Origin of the sequence: Paenibacillus hemerocallicola, assembly GCF_006265175.1 — a bacterium.
Taxonomy (GTDB): domain Bacteria; phylum Bacillota; class Bacilli; order Paenibacillales; family NBRC-103111; genus Paenibacillus_AB; species Paenibacillus_AB hemerocallicola.
The window spans coordinates 1-21,126 of the sequence record NZ_VDCQ01000023.1 but is presented as its reverse complement, the minus strand read 5'-3'; the positions used below and the strand labels follow the sequence as shown (position 1 = coordinate 21,126).

The window sequence follows — 21,126 nt, the reverse complement described above, 5'->3', positions numbered from 1 at the left end:
TCAGTTGTACCGGCTGAAAATATCGTTCCAAGCTTTGGCCGCATCATCCAGCGCCTGCCGGGCGGTTTTTTTGTCGGTCAAAAAGTTCTGCACCTCATTGATGAACATTTTTCTCATTTCATTGGACTGAGGCATTTGCAAATCCGGGTTGACGGGATTGATGGCAAATTGGTCGGCGAACACCTTCAGCATCGGATCGCCCTGAATGAACGGATCCTGCAGCGCTTTTTTGTTGTGCGGGAAATTGTTCGTCGATTTGGCCCACATCACTTGCGCTTCCGGACCGGCCAGGAACGAAACGAACTTCCAGGCGGCTTCCTTGTTTTTGCTCTTGGCGGCAATGCCGACGGACGTTCCTCCGGCGATCGTGCCTGCGGCGACGTCTACCGGCAGCGGCACGATGCCGAATTCCAAGTTCGGATTCGCCTTCTTCTGGATGCTGATGCCCCATGGGCCTTCCAGCATAAAGGCCGTATTTTCCGAGCTGAAGTTGGCCCGTTTTTCTTTCTCGCCGGCCGACAGCTCTCCCGGAGTGGCCACTTTGCGTGTTTTGATCAGGCTTTTGTAGTATTCCAGCGCTTTAACGCCGGCATCCGAGTTGAATGCGGCCCGGTTGTTCTCGATCAGCTTGCCGCCCGCCTGCAAAATGAGCGGCCACACTTCATAAGTGACGGTGGAAGGCGGTTCGGCCCCGATATTGCCGGTTATCGCATATTTATTTTTGCCCGGATCGGACAAGGCAACGCTTGCTTTCAAAAATTCATCCCAGGTTGTCGGCGGCTTCACCCCCGCCTCCTCCAGCTTTTTCTTATTGTAGAACAGCGCGACATTGCCGGTAAAAAAGCCGATGGAATAACGCTTTCCCTGCCATGGCGTCCAGAGGGGACCTTGAGCGTTTTTCTGAAACTCCTCGGGCATGGCTTTGAAATAATTGTCCAGCGGCTCGCTGATGCCGGCAATGGCGAACTCGGCCACCCACGGCGAGGAAATCGTCAGCACGTCCGGCACATTGCCCGATGCGTTTAAGGTGACCAGCTTGTCGTGCACCTGAGCGAACGGCATATCCTGAATGTCCACCACAATGTCGGGATTTTTTGCCTCGAATGCCTGCTTCAGCTCATTGAGCGGCCCTTCGCCTACATCGCTTTTCCACCATTGCAGCCAGGTGATGACCGTTTTGCCGTCCTTGTTTTGATTCGAACCGCTCTCGCCGCCTTGAGGCGCAGCCGGTGCGGAGCAGGCCGCAACCAACGAAGTCATAAGCAGTCCCATTCCCGCCGTTTTTACGTGTTTCCAAGCTTTCATTGTGAAAACCCCTTTCTGTCCAAGTCGCTCAAGCTGAATAGGCAATCCGGCGTTTCGCCGTCGATAAGAGGAAGGAGATAGTCGGCGAAGGCCGCGGTCGGCCGATGCTCGTCCGCATTCCAGTAGGCGGCGGGAAACGTCTTTTCTTGTCCGGCCACTCCGTCGAGCGCCACCCAACGAATGCGGCTCAAATAGGGCTTGGCGGATACCCGTTCCAGACTTACCATGCCGCCCGTATACCCGGCCGCCGCGTATTCGACCGCTTTCGCGCCGAGCTGGTAAGCTTCCTCGAGATCGACGGCCGATACCGCTCCCGGCGCGATGCGGTACAGCGCATAAGGGACGGTTGTGCGCGTCGGAATGCCCAGCGTCCGGGTAATATGCTGCGACAACCGAAAACCGATTCCCGTATTATTCCCCCGCAATCGGTCCTCTACCGCCAGCGGATCCGTAGGCAGCCCGTTCACCCGAAGGTGATCCGGCACCATCATCATGATGCTTTCCTTTCTTTGGAAAACGCTTTCAACATCATTCAAGATCGTCGTCGCCTCGACCGGCTTATCCGGCAAATAGACCAGATTCGGGTAGCCGCTTCGGGTTTTGAACAGCGCGCTTGCCGCCGGAAGCCAGCCCCGGTTGCCGCCCATCACTTCGATGATTTCGATTTTGGGTACGGTTTGCAGCGAAACCATATCGACGGCGAACCATTGCGTCATATGAGAAAGAAATTTGGCGGCGCTTCCATAACCCGGAGTATGGTCCGTTCCATCCAAATCGTTGTCGATCGTTTTCGGAATATGCACAAACCGGATATCTTTTCCTTTGCTTCTGGCGTATTCCGCCAATGCCAGCACGGTGCGGGAGGAGCCGTTGCCGCCGATATAGCAGAACACTTTGGCATCGGCCTGTTCCAGATTCGCGATGATCCGCTCGTATTCCGATTCATGGAGCGGGTGTCTGGATGTGCCGAGCACGGCGCCCGGCTGCCTTGCAGCTTGCCGGATTTGCGGCAGCTTGCCGTTCAGGCCGATCAGTTCATTGCGCAGTATGCCGGACAGGCCATTGGGCGTACCGTAAATTCGATCCACCTGCTCCGCCTTGAGCGCCTGTTCCACCACGCCGCGCAAGGACGCGTTGATTACCGGCGTCGGCCCCCCCGACTGGCCGACTACCACATTGTAAGTTTTCATCGATTCACCCTCTCTTGGCCACAAGTACCCGGCATTTCTGCTCCAGCTGCCGCATAATTTCCGGCGGGAGTCCGTCATCCGTAATGATCGTGTGGTCCGGCAGGATAGGGGATACCTGAATGGTGCTGATCGAATTGATTTTGGTGGAATCGACGAGCCAATACACTTCTTTGCCCGATTTGAGCAGTTGGCGCTTGACATCCGATTCCAGAAAATCGTTGCCGGTAAAGCCTCGGTTTACCGATACCGCCGTCACTCCGATAAACACCTTGTCGGCATAAATCTCGGTCAGCATCCGGTCCATGATCGGGTTGACCAGCGTGGTCGTCCTGGAACGAAACAACCCCCCGGTAATGATGGTCGTTACGCCTTCCCGGCCCTCCAGTTCCTCGGCGATATTAACCGTGGTGACAATCGCGGTTACGCCTTTTTTCTGATAGAGGTGCTTGGCCAGTTCCATCGCAGTCGATCCGGCATCGATCAGGATCGTCTCGTCATCCTGGACGATGGAGGCGGCCAGACTCCCGATCGCCTTTTTTTCCTGCTGCTGCACGGACGCCTGATTGTGGAAGCGGCGGTTCAAGAAGTTCGTATCTTTCTCGACATGCTCGCTGTCCAGCAGCTTGGCGCCCCCGCGAATGCGAATAATTTGATTGCTGCTCTCCAGCTGCTCCAAATCGCGGCGGACCGTAATTTGCGAAACTTGCAGCTCGGAGGCGAGATCGGCGATACTGACCTGATTTTTTTCTTTCAGCAGGCCGAGTATGCCTTGATGCCGTTGTTCAGGCAGCATGAAAGGAACACCTCGTTTCAAAACAAATCGGGACGATAGTCGATAATCATGATAATTTTTGATAACTTTTGATAATTCAACTTTCGATTCGATTATATAAACATTTACGTGTTTTGTAAACTATTTTCTCCAAAACGGATTTAAAAAATAACAGTTGCCTTTTGTTGGAGGATGAAATAATATGAACACATCGGCGATAATATTTGATAATTTATGATAATTTACACGATCTTTTTGCTAACAAAAGATATCATTTGATAATTCAACCGCTCATTATTTCAGACACAGGAGGATTCGGCATGAGTTTGGTTTCCATGAATGAAATGCTCGCAGAGGCAAAGAAGGGGCGTTACGCGGTCGGACAATTCAACCTGATCAACTTGGAATTTGCCCAGGCGATCGCCCAATCCGCGGAGGAAGAGCAATCTCCTCTAATTTTCGGCGCCGGGGAGATGGCGATTCAATATATGGGGCTTGACACGGTAGTCGCCATCGCGCAGACGCTGGCCAAGCAATCCCGCATTCCGATCGCCCTGCATCTGGACCATGGGGGCAGCTTCGACATATGCATGAAGTGCATTCGCGCCGGCTTCAGCTCGGTCATGTTCGACGGCTCCCACTTCCCCATTGAAGAAAATATCCGGCTTACACAGCAAATCGTAGCGGCCGCTCACGCAGTAGGAGTATCTGTGGAAGGCGAGCTTGGCCAAATCGGCGGCACCGAAGACGAACGCCATGTCCGCGACGAGGATGCGGCGATCACCAAAGCGGCGGATGCGATCTCATTCTGGGAGCAAACTCGCGTGGATGCGATGGCTATCGCTGTCGGAACCGCGCACGGCCTGTACCGGCAGGAGCCGCATGTGCGCTGCGACGTCATTCGCGAAGTGGCCGGGGCCATAGAAGCGCCGGTCGTGCTGCACGGGGGATCCGGCGTTCCCGATGCTACCATTCGGGATGCGATCGCGTCGGGGATCGGCAAAATCAACGTCAATACCGAGAACATGGCCGCCTTTACGGGCAGCGTGCGGCAATTCCTCGATGCCAACGGCACGGAGCTGGATCCGCGCAAATATTTGGGACCGGCGCGGGAGGCGATCCGACAGGTCGTCCAACAAAAGATTCGGCTTTTCGGCAGCAACGGCAAAGCCTGATTCGATTGCGCGATCAACAAAAGAAAAGCCCCCATTCCGCCTATATATTGCGGTATTGGGGGCTTTTTCTCTCGCCGTGCAAAAAAGATCGTTGGCCTAAATTTGTCATTGGGCGTTAGCCTGCTTCCTCTCCTATTCCCGGCATATGCTGAAGAAACACGCGACAAGGAGAGCGACCCTATGGCCTGCCGGAACAGCCGGAGCATTTTGTCCAAATCGGCTTTTCTTACCGCTGCGGACCATATCCGCGCATAGCGTTCGTCGCGGGCGATTTTCCGATAGAAGGGGATCATGAGTGCACGGCCCGGCTGCGCAGTCCGAACCTTTCGACGAACGGAATCGGTTATTTTCTTGACGTTTCGTTCCCCGCACCGCTGTACCAATATACGAACGGTACGTCCCTGCGGCCGGGCACGACGCAATTCCGGTTCAGCACGAAAGCGCACCGGGCGATCGCAGCGGCGATCCTGCCGTTGTATCGCACCATCCGGGACAACAGGCCGTTTGCATCGGCACTCGCGGCCGCCATTCGCCGCGGCAACCGCTCATTCGTGGAACGGCTCGTCCGCAGCCGGGTTCATTCGCGCCATTTACATTCCGTCACGTTAATCGAATCCGGATTCGCGATGGGCTTCCGCGTTCCGGGCGTGAAGTTTACGTATTATAACGAGTTTTTCCGCGGGTATGCGGGGTAATTCGTCAGCAAGGTTCATCTCCCCGCTTATGCGGCAGCGCTTCGAATCGCGTGCCGATTAAACGTTACTTGATCGTATAAGGCAGCTTGAACGTCCACAGCTCCGTGCCGTTCTCGGGCAAATCGCTGCCCACGCCAAAATCGTTGTCGTTGACGATGACGATCGTATCGCCGCCTACGAGCGACAGCCCTTCCACTTTCTCGTACGGGAACCGGAAAGCGACCAGATCCACCACGGTCCGTTTGGAAGGAGGCGTAATCCCGTTTGCCTTCAACTCTCCGACGCTCATTTGCTCCAACGTCTTCCCGGCCGACTGATTATCGTCGTACTTGCCGAGAATGTTCGTCGCATTCGACAAGTCGATGGCGAAGATGCGCTTCAATTGGGCGCTGTCTCCCGCGTTTTTGTCGCGTTCGTCGATGAGCAGCACGTTCTCGTTCACGGCGACGAGATCGGATATGACGATATCGCCCTGCTTCAGCCCTTTGAATTGATTCGCGTCTTCGGCGACATAAGCGAACTCGGCTACCGGCTTCAGCGTCGCCAAATCGAACTTGATAATGCGCAGCTGGCGGGAGTTGTCGGTATCTTTGTTCGGATTGCGCAGCGGGCTTTGCATCGCCATGAACATGTAGCCGCCGTCCGGCGTGATGCCTACCGCCTCGGCTCCGCGGTTTTGACGCAGCTTGTTGTACGCGGCCGGCAGCGCTTCATGCGCCGTTACCAACGGGGTAGCGGCTTGCGCGGTCCAGCCCTTCGGTACGATTCGCTCGATCAGCGTGCCGTCGCGCTTCACATGCGCAATCGACGGACCGTACTCGTCGGAGATCCAGAACGTATCGTCCTTCGGATTATACGCGAGTCCTTCCACGTCGAGACCGTAAGGATCGTAGGCAAGCTCCTTTTCCCCCTTGGGATCATAAGGCGTCTCGTCCCGGCCCTTGATATTCGGCAGACCGGTAATGCCGGCTTTGCCCGTTACGGGATTCGTTCCGTTTACCTTCAGCGGGAATTGCTCCAAAATCTTGATCTGCCCGTCGGCTATTTCGATTTTATAAATCGTCGGCGTGTATTCGGCGAGCGGGAACGTGCGGACGGTTGCTCCATTCACTTCGATTTCCCCGTTGGGACCGCGGTCGGCGGTCGTATAGAACACATTGTCGGGATCGCCCGGCAAATGCGTCAGCGAGGAACCGACGCCCATCTTGATTCCTTGCGCCAAATCCGGCGCGACGAGCTTATATTTGCCGACAAGCTCGGGCTTGTCCGTCAAAGAGACGCTGCTGCGGAATTCGTCCCAATCCACGTATTTGCCGGTTGCTTCGCCGAATGCGCGGATCGGCAAGTACAGGGAACCGCCGATGTTGACCGCGTTAGCGGAAGGCGAGACCGCTTCTCCGTTGCTCGAATACTTGATTGTCTCCGCGGTAGTTCCCGCCACCTCAGCAGCGGAAGCGATTACCGTCCCCGTCGTCAGCGCGAGTGCTGTCGCAGCGGCAGCGAGCCATGTTTTGTTCATCAAATGCGCTTCCCCCTCATTAGGTTTGTCCTCATGCTTTCTCCAACCTTCCAACAGGATAGCAACCGATTGTTAACGCGGAATCATTGGATTGAAAAGATTTTGTAAAGCCGGCACACCGGGAAATCCGGAGTCCGTACGATCTCGGCGCGGTACTGGAAAATGAATCTTGTATGCCCGTCCCGGACATCGGCCCGCCGTCATGCTACAATAGGAAGACAAAAGAAAAAGAGAACCGACGGTCTACAGGGGGAACGCAACATGAAACGCACCGTTTTCGTCCGGCTGCTGATGCAGCTGACGCTGGCCATGATTTTGATAACAATCGTCTCGGGCACTGTTGTATACGGTTACATGGACCGTATGCTGAAGCGGGAGGTGTCCCGCTCCAACATCGAGGTGCTCGGGCAGACGAGGAAGCTCGTGGAGAACACGTTGGTCGAGGTCCAACGGCTGGCCTCTTCCCTCGCCTTGAACAAAGATATACAGCGGGCCATCGGGCTCGATTGGGATATGAATGCGGAGTATCGTTTCCTGGAAAGCATCAACGATTCGTTTCGCGACAAGGTCGCCTCTTCCGCCTATATCCACTCCATTTATTTATATAGCGGCCGCAACGGCAAGGTCATCTCCAACTCCGGCATCGCCGACCTCGCCGGCTTTTGGCACAAGGACGCCATCGTCCCCTTCATGAAGGAATCGAAAGCCTCCTCCTGGTACGACACGAACCCGATCTCGTACGCCGAAGGCACGAAAGAAAACGTGCTCAGCTACATGATGAGCGTTCCGCTGCATGCGTTGAACAAGTCCGGCGTGCTCGTCATCAATTTGAAGGAGGATCTGCTCTATAACGCCGTCGTCAACACGAACAACAGGAAGCTCGGCAACGTCGCCATCCTGAACGCTTCGGGCAGCGTGTTGTCTTACAAGGACAAGGAGCTGCTGTTTACCCGGTTCGAGGCGGCGGATGCCGATGCCATGAAGAACGGCCAGGAAGGCTATTTTACCCATGACGTAAACGGCACGGACACGTTCGTGTCTTATCTGACATCGGATTTTAACGGCTGGCAGTACGTCACGTTCAATCCATCGCGAGAAGTGTTCAAGCAATCCCGCGCCGTCCTCGGCGTCACGCTGACCGTATCCGGACTATGCTTCGCGATCGGCATCGCCTTGATGGTTATCGTCTCCGGCCGGTATTCCCGTCCGATCAAGCGGATGGTGCAGGCCATCGCCCAACGGGCGGAGCCGGCTGCGGGCTACAAGGACGAATTCAGCTTCATCCGCGGCTCGTTCGACAGGCTGTGGACGATGAACGACGAGTTTCAGGAAAAGCTCAAGGAAACGGAAATCGTCATGCGGGAGCATTTCCTCCTCCATCTGCTGCTCGGGAAGCCCGCTACGCAGGAAGAAACGGTTCGCGAGCTCGACTATTACCGCATTCCGCTGCAGCCGGAACGGATTGCCGTTCTGGTCGTGCAGACGTCCGCTTCCGGGGACGCCGACCATTCCGACGACTCCTACCGCAGCCTGCTGCATTACCGGATCCGCAGCATTTGCGAGCAAATCGTCGAAGAACACGGCGGCGGGGTCGTCGTAAGCCAGGTGCAGAAATACGACGTAGTCGTGCTGAACTTCGCCGAAGGTGCAAGCAAGGAATCCGCCGCACTGGCGGCCAAAACGATCGCCATGAGCATTCAGAGCGGCATCGCGGAGCAGACTGGGCTAAAAACGACGATCGGCATCGGAGGTTATTACGACAAAGTATCGGACGTCTCGCTTTCGTATCACGAAGCGATCGACGCGCTTCTGCTGGAACGGATGTCGGGGGCCGGCAGCATTGTGGCGTTTCAGGATTTGCTGGCGAACCAGGCGAACCGCAACACGTTCATCGCCTATCGCAGCCAGGCGGACAAGCTGATCGTCGAGCTGAAGAGCGGCAGCCTGGACAAGTCGCTCGCGATCAAGACCGAAATATTCGAGCGGCTGGGCGGAGACGATTCGCTCGGCTACCATTACAAAAACATGATTTTGACCCATATCGTCAACGGGATAGTGACCGTTATTTTCGAGCTGAACGGGAACGCGGAGGACGTATTCGGCACCGATCCCGCCATGTACTACGACTACGGCAAGCAGTCTTCCTTATCCGGCATCAGCGCCTGGTTCGACGATATGATCGGCCGGGCGTACCGGTTTATCCAGCATAAGAGGGATCATAAGAACGCCGATTTCATGGATAAAGTAACGGCCTATATACGCCAGCACAGCAAGGATCAGTTGAGTCTGCAATCCGTATCGGAAACGGTTTTCATGAACGCCAACTATTTCAGCAAGCTGTTCAAGGAAACGACCGGGAAAACGTTCGTGGAATATTTGACGGAGGTGCGGCTTCAGGACGCCTGCGCACTGCTGAACGAAACGGACAAGACGGTAACGGACATCGCCGAGTCGAGCGGCTTCGGCACGAAGCTCAATTTGATCCGCGCCTTCAAGAAGCATTTCGGCATGACGCCGACCGATTACCGGAAAAACGGGGTTATGGAACGACTGGAAAACGGGTGAAACCGGGCATTTGATTCCAATGTGAGAAATGGATACCGCGGCGAATGAGGATTTGACACCAATGTACGGAAAGCGATTCTTTTCGCCGCAGCCGACTCCTTATATGCTGATAACCAGAAAGACGGTCCGCCGCCATTACACGGCATGACATGACGATGCGCAGGCGGTCGCGGTCTTGAAAACGTATCCATATAAAGGAGGTCGAGCCATGAACCGTGTCGTTCCCGGCAGCCGGCCGCATCCACGAAATACTCCCAAGCCGCTAAGGCCATCGGGCGCTCTCGGGAGACATTTGTGGGCGAACCGCTACTTGTATTTGATGCTCGTACCGGCGCTGCTGTATTACGGGGTATTCCATTATTACCCGATGTACGGGGCGGTCATCGCTTTCAAGCAGTTCAGCTTTACGAAGGGGATATTGGGTAGTCCCTGGGTCGGGTTTCAGCATTTTCAATACTTGTTCTCGCTGGACAAGTTCTGGGAAGTATTCTGGAATACGATCATCATCAGCTTGTACCGTCTTACGTTCGGCTTTCCGCTGCCGATCGCCGTCGCCCTGCTGCTGAACGAAATTCGCCTGAAGACGTTCAAGCGGACGGTACAGACGATCATTTACTTGCCCCACTTCATCTCCTGGGTCATTCTCGGAGGACTTCTGATCAACCTGCTGTCGACGGACGGAGGCGTGGTCAACAAGCTGATCCAGGCGTTCGGCGGCGAGCCGGTCGGCTTCCTGAGCAGCGAGGACCATTTTCGCGATACGCTTGTCTGGTCGATGATCTGGAAAGAATTCGGGTGGAACACGATCATCTATATGGCAGCGCTTGCAGGCGTCAATCCCCAGCTGTATGAGGCGGCTGTCGTAGACGGAGCCAACCGCTGGAGGCAGATGTGGCATATTACGATCCCTTGTATCCGCGGAACGATCGTCATCCTGCTGCTGCTTCGCATCGGCTCGCTGATGGAGGCGGGCTTCGAGCAAATATTCGTCTTGTATCATCCCGTCGTCTATTCGGTTTCCGACATTATCGATACGTACGTGTACCGGATCGGTCTGACGGAAGGACGGTTCAGTCTGGCCTCGGCGGTCGGCTTGTTCAAATCGGTCATCAACTTCGTTCTGCTCGTCGTCGCCAACAAGTTGGCCCGGATGATGGGCGAGCAAGGCGTCTACTAGAGGAGGGACCTTGGATGAAGCAAAGCTTTGCGAGCCGGCTGTTCGACGTGTCGAACGTCATATTGTTAACCTGTCTGTCGATCATTACGCTGTATCCGTTCTGGGATTCGCTGATCGTGTCCATCATTCCGCTTCAGGAAAGTTTGGCCAGCAATATCCATTTGTTTCCGAAAACGATTACATGGGAAGCCTACGCTTATATTTTCAATATGAAGGAGCTATGGTCGTCCTACGGGGTCAGCCTGTTCGTCACCGGCGTCGGCACGCTGCTCAGCATGCTGATGACCGTACTGGCCGCTTATGCGCTCTCCAAATCGCACCTGAAAGGCAAGCGGACCATTATGTTCCTGATTGTATTCACGATGATGTTCAACGGCGGGTTGATTCCGACTTATCTCGTCGTCAAGCAGCTTCATCTGCTGAATACGGTTTGGGCGCTCATCATTCCGACGGCGCTCACCACCTACAACCTGATCATTATGCGCAATTTCTTCACGGCTCTTCCGGAAAGCTTGGAAGAATCGGCTCGCATCGACGGCTGCAACGATCTGGGCGTCCTGTTCCGCATCGTCGTGCCGCTGTCGATGCCGGCTATCGCCACGGTGGCGCTGTTCTACGCGGTTGCCCGCTGGAACGAATTTTTCACGGCGATCATGTACATTACGGATAAAGATAAATGGCCGCTGCAGCTGTTCCTCCGGGCGATGCTCGTTGAGAACGAGGCCAGCTTCCAGAGCGGGGGCGACAATCCGTTTCTGATGGGCCAGTCGATGAAGATGGCTTCGGTCATGGTTTCGACGATTCCGGTACTGCTCATTTACCCGTTTTTCCAAAAATATTTCGTACAGGGCGTTACGCTCGGAGCCGTTAAAGAGTAACGCTATCCGATATAACCGAAGGAGGTCGCAGCTATGAACACACAATGGAACAAAACGAAAACGACCACGATTGCGGCGGCATTGATGATCGTTCCCGTATTAAGCGCATGCGGCGGAGATTCCTCGTCCAAGGAGGGTGCGGCGGCAAATACCGGCGCCCCGGCCAAGATCGTCTTCATGACGACCGGCGACGTCGCTTCCGGCAGCATCAAGCCGGACGACCGCATCGTGGCCGAGATCAACAAGCGGCTGAATATCGATTTGACGCTGAAGATCGTGCCGGAAGGCTCTTACGATAAAATCAATGTGGCGATGGCGACCGGAGATTTGCCCGACGTCGTGACGATCAACTATCCGTCCAACTCGCTCACCCAATGGATCAACGACGGCATGATCGTCCCGATCAACGATTACTTGTCCTCGATGCCTACCGTCAAGCAGAAGCTGGAAAGTCTCTCCTGGACGGCAATCAACGGCAAATATTACGGCTACCCGTTCATCGAGAGGGAACGCTCCAACGTGCTCATCCCTTACCGGGCAGACTGGCTCGACACGCTTGGCCTGAAGCCGCCGAAAACGTTGGACGAGTTCTACGCCGCGCTGAAGGCGATCGCCACGCAGGATCCCGACAAGAACGGCAAAAACGATACGTACGGCTTCACGTCCGTCAAGCCCGGGCCGAACGCCTTCGAATTCGTCTTCTACGCCTACGGGATGCCGTACGGGGACTGGGCGCTTGACGACAAAAACAATGTCATCCCGAAATTCGAGCATCCTTCCTTCAAGCAAGGCATGGCCTATATCAAGAAGCTGTGGGACGAGAAGCTGATCGAGCCGGAATATATGCTGAACGATACGCAGATGAAGGAGCAGAAGTTTTATCAAGGCAAGGTCGGCACGATGGACGCGAGCATGTATCGTCACGTGAACCGGATCGAGACGAGTCTGCAGAAGGTCAATCCGCAAGGAAAGCTGGGTTACATGGCTCCCCCGTCCGGACCGGACGGCAAGGCGGGCATGGTCGCGATTCCGAAGAACGGCTTGTTCACGGCGGTTACGAAAGGCGCGAAAGATCCGGAGAAAGCGGCCAAATTCATCGAGTTCATGCTCTCCAAGGAAGGACGCGACCTGCTCGAGCTCGGGATCGAAGGCGTCCACTACACGAAGCAGGGCGACAAAATCACATATAATGAAGCGGAACGGGCCAAAGACAGCTTCGCCTCGGGCGGCTGGGCTCATGCTCTCGCCTGGGGAAGCGTCGCTTGGCCGCTTACGAACAACTACTTGCCGCAAACCGAGCCGCAGGCGGACCGGGCGAAGGAATCGGTCGAGATCGCCTCGAAATATATGGTGCCGAACCTCGTCAATGTGACGACCAATGCCGAGACCGAATTCGGCGGCGTCGTCAAGGAGCTGTACAACCAGGTGTTCATGAACATTTTGACCGGCAAAACGGATATCGACGCCGGCATCGCCGAGCTGTCGAAGAAATGGCGCGACCAGGGCGGCAACAAAATTTTGGAGGAAGTCAACAAAGCGTATAAGGAAAAGAAATAGCCGTCCGGTTAAGGATGGCACGGCAGAGCTCTCCGGCAATACGGAGAGCCTGCTGCGCATGTTCCGGGCCGCCGATCGTGCGGCGTTCGAACTATAGTCGGACTATAAGATGGAGGGAAACGTATGGAACAATTTGGGCGGACGCCGAATATCGTCTTTATTTTATCCGACGACCAGGGCGCCTGGGCGATGGGATGCGCGGGCAACAAAGAGGTGAAAACTCCCAATCTGGACCGGCTGGCGGCAACGGGCATGCGCTTCGACAACTTCTTCTGCGCCTCCCCCGTCTGCTCCCCGGCCCGCGCCTCGCTCATGACCGGCAAAATCCCGTCCCAGCACGGCGTTCACGACTGGATTCGGGAAGGTAACATAGGGGAACGCGCCGTTGCTTATTTGCAAGGCCATCCTACTTATGCCGAGACACTGGCCGATAACGGGTACGTTTGCGGCTTGAGCGGGAAATGGCATCTGGGCGACAATCGGCAGGCAGCGCCCGGCTTCGCCTTCTGGTACGCCCATCAAACCGGCGGCAGCCCCTACTACAACGCCCCGATGGTCCGGAACGGACATTGCTACGACGAGCCGGGTTACGTAACCGACGTCATTACGGACGAAGCGCTCGGTTTTCTCGATGCTCAGGACGGCGAGAAGCCTTTCTACTTGAGCGTTCATTACACCGCTCCTCACAGCCCGTGGGTCGGGAACCACCCCGAGGAAATCGTCCGGCTGTATGACGACTGCCCGTTCGAATCTTGCCCGCAGGAGCCGAAGCATCCTTGGACGATCCCGAATCCGCCGTGGGGCGACGACTGGAAAGCGAACCTGAAAGGATATTTCGCCGCGATCACGGCGATGGACCTGCAAATCGGGCGCATCCTCGACAAGCTCGAACGGATGGGCGCACGGGAGCATACGCTCGTCGTCTTCATGAGCGACAACGGCTTCAGCTGCGGACAGCACGGCTTCTGGGGCAAAGGAAACGGCACGTTCCCGCAGAACATGTACGACAGCTCGGTCAAGGTGCCGGCGATATTCAGCCACCCGGGCCGCATCCCGGAAGGCGTCGTCAGCGACGCGCTCCTTAGCGCTTATGACTTCATGCCGACGATATTGGAGTATGCCGGGATCGGCGGGAGAGTCGGAAGCGACGGGATTGGCGGAGCGGACGGGGGTGACGGACGGAGCGGGGCGACCGATCGGTCGGACGGCGGCCCGACAAGTGCGGCGGATGCCTGCGGGGAGCCGCACTATCGCTCGCTGCCCGGCCATAGCTTCTACCCGCTCCTGGCCGGACAGCCCCACGAGGAGAGGGAAGACGTCGTCGTCTACGACGAATACGGTCCGGTGCGGATGGTGCGTTCGAAGACCTGGAAATACATTCACCGGTATCCGTACGGACCGCACGAGCTGTACGATCTCGCGGCGGATCCCGGCGAGAAGCGAAATTTGGCGTACGAGCATCATAGCGTGGAGACGATGACGGCGATGAAAGCGAAGCTCGACGACTGGTTCGTCCGCTACGCCGATCCGGCCGTCGACGGTTCGCGCGAGCCTGTTACCGGCGCGGGTCAGATCGGCTTGGCGGGTATTCGGAGCGGCGGGAAAAACGCGTTCGCGCGTTGAGTATCCGCAGGAAGACCGAACGAGGGAAGCGGTAAACGGTTTTTGGCGGCAGCAATATCCCCTTAGCAGGGACGTCGCTGCCGCTTCTCGTACCGCTATCGCTCTATGCCTCGCTGAAGCCGGCCGCCAGTCCACCCGGCAGTTCTATCCGGCAGTTCCACCCCGCGGCCGCTCACACGCTGCTGTCCTCCAGCACGAACACCTTGACGTTTTTCTTCACTCCGAATTGCACCGCTTCTTTCAAGTCGTTCATGTATACGTCTATGCGCGCTCCGCGGATCGCGGAGCCGGTATCCTCCGCCTTGCGTATGCCGATGCCTTCGATCAATACGGTGGAGCCCAGCGGAATAATGGACGGGTCGACCGCGACCGTCCGGCCCTCCTCCGCTTTGCTGCCGCTGCGCGTAATGCCGTAGGCCGGGTGCGAGGGCGTTTTGCCCGTAGACTCCTTGCCGGCCGTGTATGCGGTCAAGGTGGAGCTCAATACCCGTTGTACGATGGGCCGTTCCCCGTCGCCGCTCCAGCCGGACTCGAGCTGGGGAATGTCAAGCCGCTGCCCGACGCTCAGCCGGTTGGGGTTATCCAGCGAATTCGCCGCCAGCAGCTCATTGACCGTAATGCCGAAAGCGCGGGATATTTGATACAGCGTATCTCCGGCGTTTACTTGATAATGCAAAATGCTCACCACAGGGGCCGCAGCACCCTCGGATGCCGCTTGCGTGTACTGCAACTCTTGCTGTTGCTGGGGCTGCTGTTGCGCCTGTGCTTCCCGCTGGGCGGGAAAAGTGAATTTCCACTCGCCCCCCGCGTATGACCAATTATCGGCTATCGCCCACTCTTCATCCTGACTGTTGTATGCCGACGCCGTCGAGCCCGCGCCGGTTGCGACCGTTACTCCCGCAACGACCGCCATGCACCATTTCATCCAGCTTCGCATTCTAGCAACATCCTCCTCGTTTCGTCAAAGTGATAGATAGATTTGGATGTTACTAGAGTTACCCGCGTGCGGATGTTTTAAACATCGGGCGGATAAAGCCTGATCTCCCCTCTAAGTCATAGACGAATAATCCATGCTCATTTATGGTAAACTTGATCGTGTTAATGCAGGGTCACGGCTCGCTTTGGGGCAAATAGCTAACTCTCTTTACTAGTAGAACGCAGCGCAAACGCTAGCTCCGTATAATTGCCGATAGCACGACGTTGGGAGTCGATTTGCTAATCGCTCCTTTCCGCCGTCGTCCTACTGGATCGGTGACTACTGATGGACTAACTGAGGGACGGACTGAGGGACAAACTGGCGGATCACGGGCTCATGGGCTAACGGACAGGAGCGACGCTATTGGGGCGAATGCCCTTCTTCGATCCGGCTAACGGACGGGAGAGCCGTTATCCCCTCGGAAACGGGCCGAAAAGCGCCTCGTTGCACGCCATAAGGTCTATGGTGTCCGTTCGGTTACGAATTCGACCCTTTTTCGCCCCATAAGGTCTGGGGTGTCCGTTATCCTGACCATTCATCTCTCACTACCTAAGCAGTAACTGTTTTCAGCATTACTTGCTCGACTATGGCAAACTGGGAATGGTTACTTTAACCAACAACGTTAATTATTAACGGCATTTCATTCACCGGCCGTAGCAATTGCGGCAATCCCCCTTCTGTTCAGACAAAATAACGGCAATGCCGCGAAGGCATTGCCGTTATGGTGCGAAGCTTTTTTGCCAAAATATTGCCGAACCCGTTCGCGTTAGCTTAACCGTTCCCCACCGCCGGCAAAGCTTCGGCCGGCTGACGCAGCAGCTCGGGAATCGAAAATGCGCGCCCGTGGGCGATGGACAAGTTCGCAGCCGCGCCTATCATCATCGACATCGCGCCTTCGCGGGAGCCGGCCTGCTGGCCGAGCGTGTCCTTCACGTCGCCGACGAAGATCATCCGACGCAGCCTGTGATCTCCTCCTCCGTGCCCGCCCTTTGCCTTGCCCGTCGCGGTGGTGATTTTCTCCCCGTTCGCGTTGTACACGTGAATGTACTGATTCGGGTCCTCCGAGCCTATGCCCCGATGGCAATCGGAAGCCTCCAGCCTGCCCTTCGAGCCGATAAACGTCGCCTTCCAGCCCTCCATCGGGTTGTAGGCGGTCAGCGAGTAGGTGAGCAGCGCGCCTTTCGCATACTTCACGTTGACGGATGCGGTATCGTAAATATCGATATCGTCGCCGAATACGCACTGGTCGCGATAATAGCCGTCGAGATGCTCGGCCTCGTAGTAGAGTGAGCGAGCGATGCCGCTCTTGCGGATATCATAGTAGAATTCGCACTCGGCCCCGTGCCCGCAAGTCAGGCACCGTTCCCCCCGCCGCTCGCGGTTCGGTCCGTAAAACCGGTTCGAGCCGAAGGCGAAGACGGTATCCGGCTCGTCGTTCAACCACCAGTTGACCATATCGAAATGATGCGTCGATTTGTGCACGAGCAGCCCTCCGCTGTTCTCCATGCGGCGGTGCCAGCGGCGGAAATAGTCCGCCCCGTGAATCCGGTCGAGGTGCCACTCCAGGTTAACGCTCTGGATCGTCCCGATGACGCCTTCGTTCAGCAGCTCCTTCACTCTGACCACGTACGGCATGAATCGGCAGTTGAACGTGACCGTTACTTTCCTGCCCGTTCTCCGCTCCGCCTCCAGTATGGCCCGGCACTTGTCGGCGTCGGTCGTCATCGGCTTCTCGGAGATGGCGTCGCAACCGGCCTCCAGCGAACGGATGATGTACTCGTGATGGATGCTGTCGGGCGTCGTCACGATCACCGCGTCCGGCTTCGCGCTGTGCAGCATATCGTCGAAATCGGTAAACACGGGAATGCCCTCCCCGATCCGTCCCATCTCCTCGGCGCGATGGCGGTTCACATCGCATATCCCGACCAGCTTGGCGTGCTCCTGCAGCTCCTGTACGAGCGGCTTCGCAAACATCGACGTTGCGCGGACTCCGGCACCTACGATCGCATATGTCTTCATCTCATCGATCTCCTCTACTCGGCTTCTAAACTCCGTTTCGTTTACAGTTCGCTCAAATCGGCCGCTTCCACAATATGCCCGAGCGTTCCCAGACTGCGGTATACGTCCTCCGTCCAGGCGTAGCCGTCCGGACGCGATCCTACGAACACCAGCTTGGTCGGCCATAGCATCGCCGCCACTTGGGGCAAATCCGCATGGCGCAAAGCGCCGATCAATTCGTTCGCGGGCCCGAAGCCTTCCGGATCGCCGGGGGCATCCAACGTTTCGGGCGGCTCCTCCAGCACGACGGCCGCCACCCGGCCATCCAGCAGCGCGGCGTATAACGCAACGACGGCCATTTCGCCTTTGCCCGCCAGCACGATCCGGTCCGGATCGACCTCCGGCATGCCGCGAACGGCGGCCAAGCCGCGCAGGGCGTCCCATACCCGCATCGATGCGATCGTCCGGCCCGCGGCGGCCGCGGCTCTGCGGATATGCCAGTTCAGCTCGGACCCCCAAGCGGTATCGCCGGTGCCGCGCGGATCGATGCGCGCCCTGAACCACACGTCCGGAGAAAGTCCCTTCAAGCTGCCCCACGACGCCGTTCCTTTGCCGTCGCCGGGCATCCGCAGACAAACCGCCGCGGGACCCGGTGCGTCCGCATGATGTCCGCGTCCGCGTATTTCACCCCACAGCCGCCAATTGTCTTCCGAAGCAAACGTAAATTGCCGGAACCAGTTGTCCGCCGCGTCCATATGCTCCTGCTCCCACACAGTGCCTAACGGCTCCGGACTCTCCGGAAATGCGGCGAAGCAATCGCGCCGCAGCCTTTCGATCAGCCGCCGCTTCTCCGTCTCCAGCCGCTCGGGGGTGTCCGGCGCAACGGATGCCGGCGCCGGTATGAACCAATCCTGCACCGTCACCGAACGATCATCCGCCGGAGGGCTGCCCCCGAACACGAGCAGCTGCTCTTCGGGCAGCCGGATTCCGTCGATGTCCGCAGCCTCCTCCGGAGCCGTCGGTTTGCCGGCCAGATGGGTCAGGAACCAGCTGAAAATCGTTTTCCGGGACTCCGGCGTATACATATGCGGAGCGCGGAATGCCAACAATCGGAGTCGGTCTTCCGCGCCCGCCTCGCGGTACACGTCCCGAAGCCGCTCGTACGCGTAACGGATCGACTCGATCCGGAATACCCGGTCGCGGTCGGGAGCGACGATAAGCACCGGGCGCGGGGCCGCGAGCGCGTACATCTCGATGAGCGACCATCCGGACGGATTGTTCGGAAAGTTGCAGTCGCAGTGCAAATCGAGCGTCCGCTCGCGGATATGCGAGGCCAGATGGCCGGTGCCGGACGAGTTCGCCATCGCCTTGATCCGGTCGTCGGCGCATGTCGTCCACCAGCTGATCGCGCCGCCCCCGGAATGGCCGGTGACGCCCAGCCGCTCGCCGTCGACCTCGCCCAGCCCTTCCAGCAGGTCCAGCGCGCGCATCGCATTCCACGTCTCGGTCGCCGCCGGCGTATAGCCTTTGCTGACCCAATTGAACAGGCCGTGGGAATACGTGCCGTGGTGCATGCCCCGCACCTCGCCGAACTGGATCGTATCGATCGCCAGCGAGACGAAGCCGAGCTTCGCGAAATGGCGCGGATGGTCCTGGTAATGGATTTTCTGCTTCTCATGATGGCCGCACAAATAAACGATGCCGGGAGCGGGACGCTCCAGCCGGTCCGGGATGTACAAATGGGCGGCAACGTACAGCCCCGGCAAGCTTTCGTAGCTGAGCTTGTCGATCCGAAAGCCGTCGCACCGGACCGTTCCCGTCACCTTCACGTTCAATGGCGTTCTCGGCCGTTCCAAGTAACGGTCAAGCCCCATCATCTCCAGAAACTGCTTCTGCCTCCGCTTGCGCCATATTTCCAGATCGGCGGGCGAAGCGAAGCCGGGCAGCGTCCGTTCCGTCATCTCCGTCGCGATTTTCAGCAAATACGATTTCATATGCACCGGACAGTCCCCCTGTATCCATCATTCAGTAATCGATTTCTAACAAATAAAAATAAAATGATCAAGGAACGGATTACTAAAACCTTTCGCAAGTTGCCGCAAGACCGCAAATTTTATATACTTTTAGAAAACGCAACCGTATATCGTTACTTTTCGCAGCGTTCCGGAACAGAGTACGTTCGACCATCAGCGCACATCCTCCGGGGTATATCCATTACGACGAATTGAGGGAATACATCTCATGGCTACCATTAAAGATATCGCCCAAGCCGCCAAAGTGACATTGGGAACGGTATCCCGGGCGCTCAATAACGAGCCGGGCGTCGGCGACAAGACGCGCGAGCGCATATTGCAAATCGCCAAGGAGCTGAACTACAGCCGGAGCGTTCCGGCCAAAAAGCAAGCCTTGCAGGCGGAAGCGAAAAGCATCGGCATCATTTGGCATCGCGGAAACGGCCTGTTTTTCGGGCATATGTGCAACGAGATGGAGCGTCAGGCAAACGCCCGCGGATATTCGACGCTGGTCAGCATCGCCAATCCGGAGAAAGCGTTTCAGCTGTTTCATCGGCATCAAGTCGATCATATCGCCTCCTGGTGTTTGCCGACATGGACTCCGACCTATGCGTTCCTGCAGACGAAGGAGCAATTCAAAGGCAACATGCTCATGCTCGGAGGCGCTCTGCTGGACCGGTCCCATCGTCTGACGATCGACCGCAAGGGCGCGATCTACGAGGGCGTGCAGCATTTGGCCGAGCTCGGGCATACGCGGCTCGCATTCGTCGGTGCCGAAACGGAGAAGCTGATCGGCTTCACGATGGGCATTCTCGACTTCCAGCTTCATTACCGTCCCGAGTCGATCGTTCTCACGGATAGGCTCGCGCCGTTTCCGGAGGAACGGCTGCTGCACTTGCTGCGTCAGCCCGAAGCGTCCCGCCCTACTGCGTTTGTCGTGGACAGTCAGGGCAATTTGTACCGCTTCGTTCATTTCATTCGCAAGCACGGCTATCGTGTCCCCGACGACTTCTCCCTCGTCGTGTACGACGCCATCTACGAGATGGAATTCGTGCTCGACGTGCCGCTGACGACGGTCGGCCCGAATGTGGAGTCGCTGGCCAAGCAAGCGATCGGCCTGCTGCTCGACGACGCTCCCGCCGGAGAGGAACAGTGGCGGAACGCTACGGCCGAATCGGAGCTGATCGCGCGGGCATCGACGGTGTCGCCGAAATAAACGAGCCGAGCCTTGCGTCTCGTCTGCGCCTGACTCCCCCCTTCAAAACGCCCCGTACAGGCGGCGCTGTCGCGGCCGAGTCGGGCTTGTTTGCCTTTCGCTTCGTCATCCGGTCCGCTCTCTGAATCGCTACCAATACTAAAACCCCCTTGATTATATGCGATATTTTAGTTTCCCTCAACAAAAAAATATTTTAGTAAAAATAATATTTTTACTAAAATGCTCTTTATAAAACTACGACCGTATAATCGGCATACAAGCTGGAAGCGTTTTGGCAGGCGTGACAAGAAGTTGCCTGTACATAGCGTCACTGGATTCCGTTATTGACTCGAATTTCGTTACACTCCTGAAAATAACGGCACAGACTTCCGTTATTTCGATCTCGCACGGTGAAAGTCGGTAATAAACAGCGGAATAGAGGAGTGGTTGCATGTAGAATAAAAAGTGGACACCCTTTAAGAGAAACGA

Annotated in this window: 15 protein-coding genes; 8 read left to right on the top strand and 7 right to left on the bottom strand. The window is 56.9% G+C overall.

Features of this window, described 5'->3' with window-relative positions; genetic code table 11:
- Genes FE784_RS17320 through FE784_RS17310 form a run of 3 tightly spaced genes read right to left on the bottom strand, consistent with a single transcriptional unit; the run spans position 1 to position 3,288 of the window.
- Entirely contained in the window at positions 1–1,305 is a 1,305-nt protein-coding gene (locus FE784_RS17320) for an ABC transporter substrate-binding protein (protein ID WP_139603490.1), read from the bottom strand.
- Positions 1,302–2,495, bottom strand: a complete 1,194-nt coding sequence (locus FE784_RS17315) for a diphosphate--fructose-6-phosphate 1-phosphotransferase (RefSeq protein ID WP_176706300.1) — start codon at positions 2,493–2,495, stop codon at positions 1,302–1,304. The genes FE784_RS17320 and FE784_RS17315 overlap by 4 nt, the downstream gene beginning before the upstream one ends.
- Before the next feature lie 4 nt (positions 2,496–2,499).
- Positions 2,500–3,288 carry a DeoR/GlpR family DNA-binding transcription regulator gene (locus FE784_RS17310; protein WP_139603488.1) on the bottom strand — a complete coding sequence of 263 codons (789 nt, stop codon included), beginning with the start codon at positions 3,286–3,288 and terminating at the stop codon, positions 2,500–2,502.
- Between the two features lie 299 nt (positions 3,289–3,587).
- Between FE784_RS17310 and fba the strand changes: the two genes are divergently transcribed.
- Both fba and FE784_RS17300 read left to right on the top strand, forming a co-directional pair.
- A complete protein-coding gene (fba, locus tag FE784_RS17305; RefSeq protein WP_139603487.1) occupies positions 3,588–4,442 on the top strand; it encodes a class II fructose-1,6-bisphosphate aldolase in 855 nt (284 codons plus the stop codon).
- 473 nt (positions 4,443–4,915) lie between these two features.
- Positions 4,916–5,137, top strand: coding sequence for a hypothetical protein (locus tag FE784_RS17300; protein WP_139603486.1), 222 nt, complete (start codon positions 4,916–4,918; stop codon positions 5,135–5,137).
- Between the two features lie 64 nt (positions 5,138–5,201).
- Here the strand turns inward: FE784_RS17300 and FE784_RS17295 are convergent, their stop codons facing one another.
- Positions 5,202–6,656: an esterase-like activity of phytase family protein gene (locus tag FE784_RS17295; protein WP_139603485.1), complete on the bottom strand. Its 1,455-nt coding sequence runs from the start codon at positions 6,654–6,656 to the stop codon at positions 5,202–5,204.
- A 261-nt stretch (positions 6,657–6,917) separates the two neighbouring features.
- Here FE784_RS17295 and FE784_RS17290 point away from each other — a divergent pair, with 261 nt between their 5' ends.
- The 5 genes from FE784_RS17290 (at position 6,918) to FE784_RS17270 (ending at position 14,456) form a co-directional block, all read left to right on the top strand.
- Positions 6,918–9,221: a helix-turn-helix domain-containing protein gene (locus tag FE784_RS17290; protein ID WP_176706299.1), complete on the top strand. Its 2,304-nt coding sequence runs from the start codon at positions 6,918–6,920 to the stop codon at positions 9,219–9,221.
- Between the two features lie 208 nt (positions 9,222–9,429).
- A complete protein-coding gene (locus FE784_RS17285; RefSeq protein ID WP_139603483.1) occupies positions 9,430–10,398 on the top strand; it encodes an ABC transporter permease in 969 nt (322 codons plus the stop codon).
- A gap of 14 nt (positions 10,399–10,412) precedes the next feature.
- Positions 10,413–11,276 carry a carbohydrate ABC transporter permease gene (locus FE784_RS17280; protein ID WP_139603482.1) on the top strand — a complete coding sequence of 288 codons (864 nt, stop codon included), beginning with the start codon at positions 10,413–10,415 and terminating at the stop codon, positions 11,274–11,276.
- A 33-nt stretch (positions 11,277–11,309) separates the two neighbouring features.
- Positions 11,310–12,833, top strand: a complete 1,524-nt coding sequence (locus FE784_RS17275; RefSeq protein WP_139603481.1) for an extracellular solute-binding protein — start codon at positions 11,310–11,312, stop codon at positions 12,831–12,833.
- A 123-nt stretch (positions 12,834–12,956) separates the two neighbouring features.
- Positions 12,957–14,456, top strand: coding sequence for a sulfatase family protein (locus FE784_RS17270; RefSeq protein WP_139603480.1), 1,500 nt, complete (start codon positions 12,957–12,959; stop codon positions 14,454–14,456).
- Positions 14,457–14,628: 172 nt separating this feature from the next.
- Here the strand turns inward: FE784_RS17270 and FE784_RS17265 are convergent, their stop codons facing one another.
- The 3 genes from FE784_RS17265 to FE784_RS17255 form a co-directional block, all read right to left on the bottom strand.
- On the bottom strand, positions 14,629–15,393 hold the full coding sequence (locus FE784_RS17265) for a 3D domain-containing protein (protein WP_139603479.1): 765 nt from the start codon (positions 15,391–15,393) through the stop codon (positions 14,629–14,631).
- An 810-nt stretch (positions 15,394–16,203) separates the two neighbouring features.
- Complete coding sequence (locus FE784_RS17260; protein WP_139603478.1) at positions 16,204–17,451, bottom strand: Gfo/Idh/MocA family protein; 1,248 nt, start codon at positions 17,449–17,451, stop codon at positions 16,204–16,206.
- 41 nt (positions 17,452–17,492) lie between these two features.
- A complete protein-coding gene (locus FE784_RS17255; RefSeq protein WP_246132076.1) occupies positions 17,493–19,424 on the bottom strand; it encodes an alpha/beta hydrolase in 1,932 nt (643 codons plus the stop codon).
- 247 nt (positions 19,425–19,671) lie between these two features.
- On the opposite strand from FE784_RS17255, the gene FE784_RS17250 reads away from it, so the two are divergent.
- Complete coding sequence (locus tag FE784_RS17250) at positions 19,672–20,658, top strand: LacI family DNA-binding transcriptional regulator (protein ID WP_139603476.1); 987 nt, start codon at positions 19,672–19,674, stop codon at positions 20,656–20,658.
- Positions 20,659–21,126: the final 468 nt, after the last annotated feature.

Coding starts and splice junctions, on each gene's coding strand:
- FE784_RS17320 (WP_139603490.1), bottom strand. CDS start 1,305: ATGAAAGCTTGGAAACACGTAAAAACGGCGGGAATGGGACTGCTTATG.
- FE784_RS17315 (WP_176706300.1), bottom strand. CDS start 2,495: ATGAAAACTTACAATGTGGTAGTCGGCCAGTCGGGGGGGCCGACGCCG.
- FE784_RS17310 (WP_139603488.1), bottom strand. CDS start 3,288: ATGCTGCCTGAACAACGGCATCAAGGCATACTCGGCCTGCTGAAAGAA.
- fba (WP_139603487.1), top strand. CDS start 3,588: ATGAGTTTGGTTTCCATGAATGAAATGCTCGCAGAGGCAAAGAAGGGG.
- FE784_RS17295 (WP_139603485.1), bottom strand. CDS start 6,656: ATGAACAAAACATGGCTCGCTGCCGCTGCGACAGCACTCGCGCTGACG.
- FE784_RS17290 (WP_176706299.1), top strand. CDS start 6,918: ATGAAACGCACCGTTTTCGTCCGGCTGCTGATGCAGCTGACGCTGGCC.
- FE784_RS17285 (WP_139603483.1), top strand. CDS start 9,430: ATGAACCGTGTCGTTCCCGGCAGCCGGCCGCATCCACGAAATACTCCC.
- FE784_RS17280 (WP_139603482.1), top strand. CDS start 10,413: ATGAAGCAAAGCTTTGCGAGCCGGCTGTTCGACGTGTCGAACGTCATA.
- FE784_RS17275 (WP_139603481.1), top strand. CDS start 11,310: ATGAACACACAATGGAACAAAACGAAAACGACCACGATTGCGGCGGCA.
- FE784_RS17270 (WP_139603480.1), top strand. CDS start 12,957: ATGGAACAATTTGGGCGGACGCCGAATATCGTCTTTATTTTATCCGAC.
- FE784_RS17265 (WP_139603479.1), bottom strand. CDS start 15,393: ATGCGAAGCTGGATGAAATGGTGCATGGCGGTCGTTGCGGGAGTAACG.
- FE784_RS17260 (WP_139603478.1), bottom strand. CDS start 17,451: ATGAAGACATATGCGATCGTAGGTGCCGGAGTCCGCGCAACGTCGATG.
- FE784_RS17255 (WP_246132076.1), bottom strand. CDS start 19,424: ATGAAATCGTATTTGCTGAAAATCGCGACGGAGATGACGGAACGGACG.
- FE784_RS17250 (WP_139603476.1), top strand. CDS start 19,672: ATGGCTACCATTAAAGATATCGCCCAAGCCGCCAAAGTGACATTGGGA.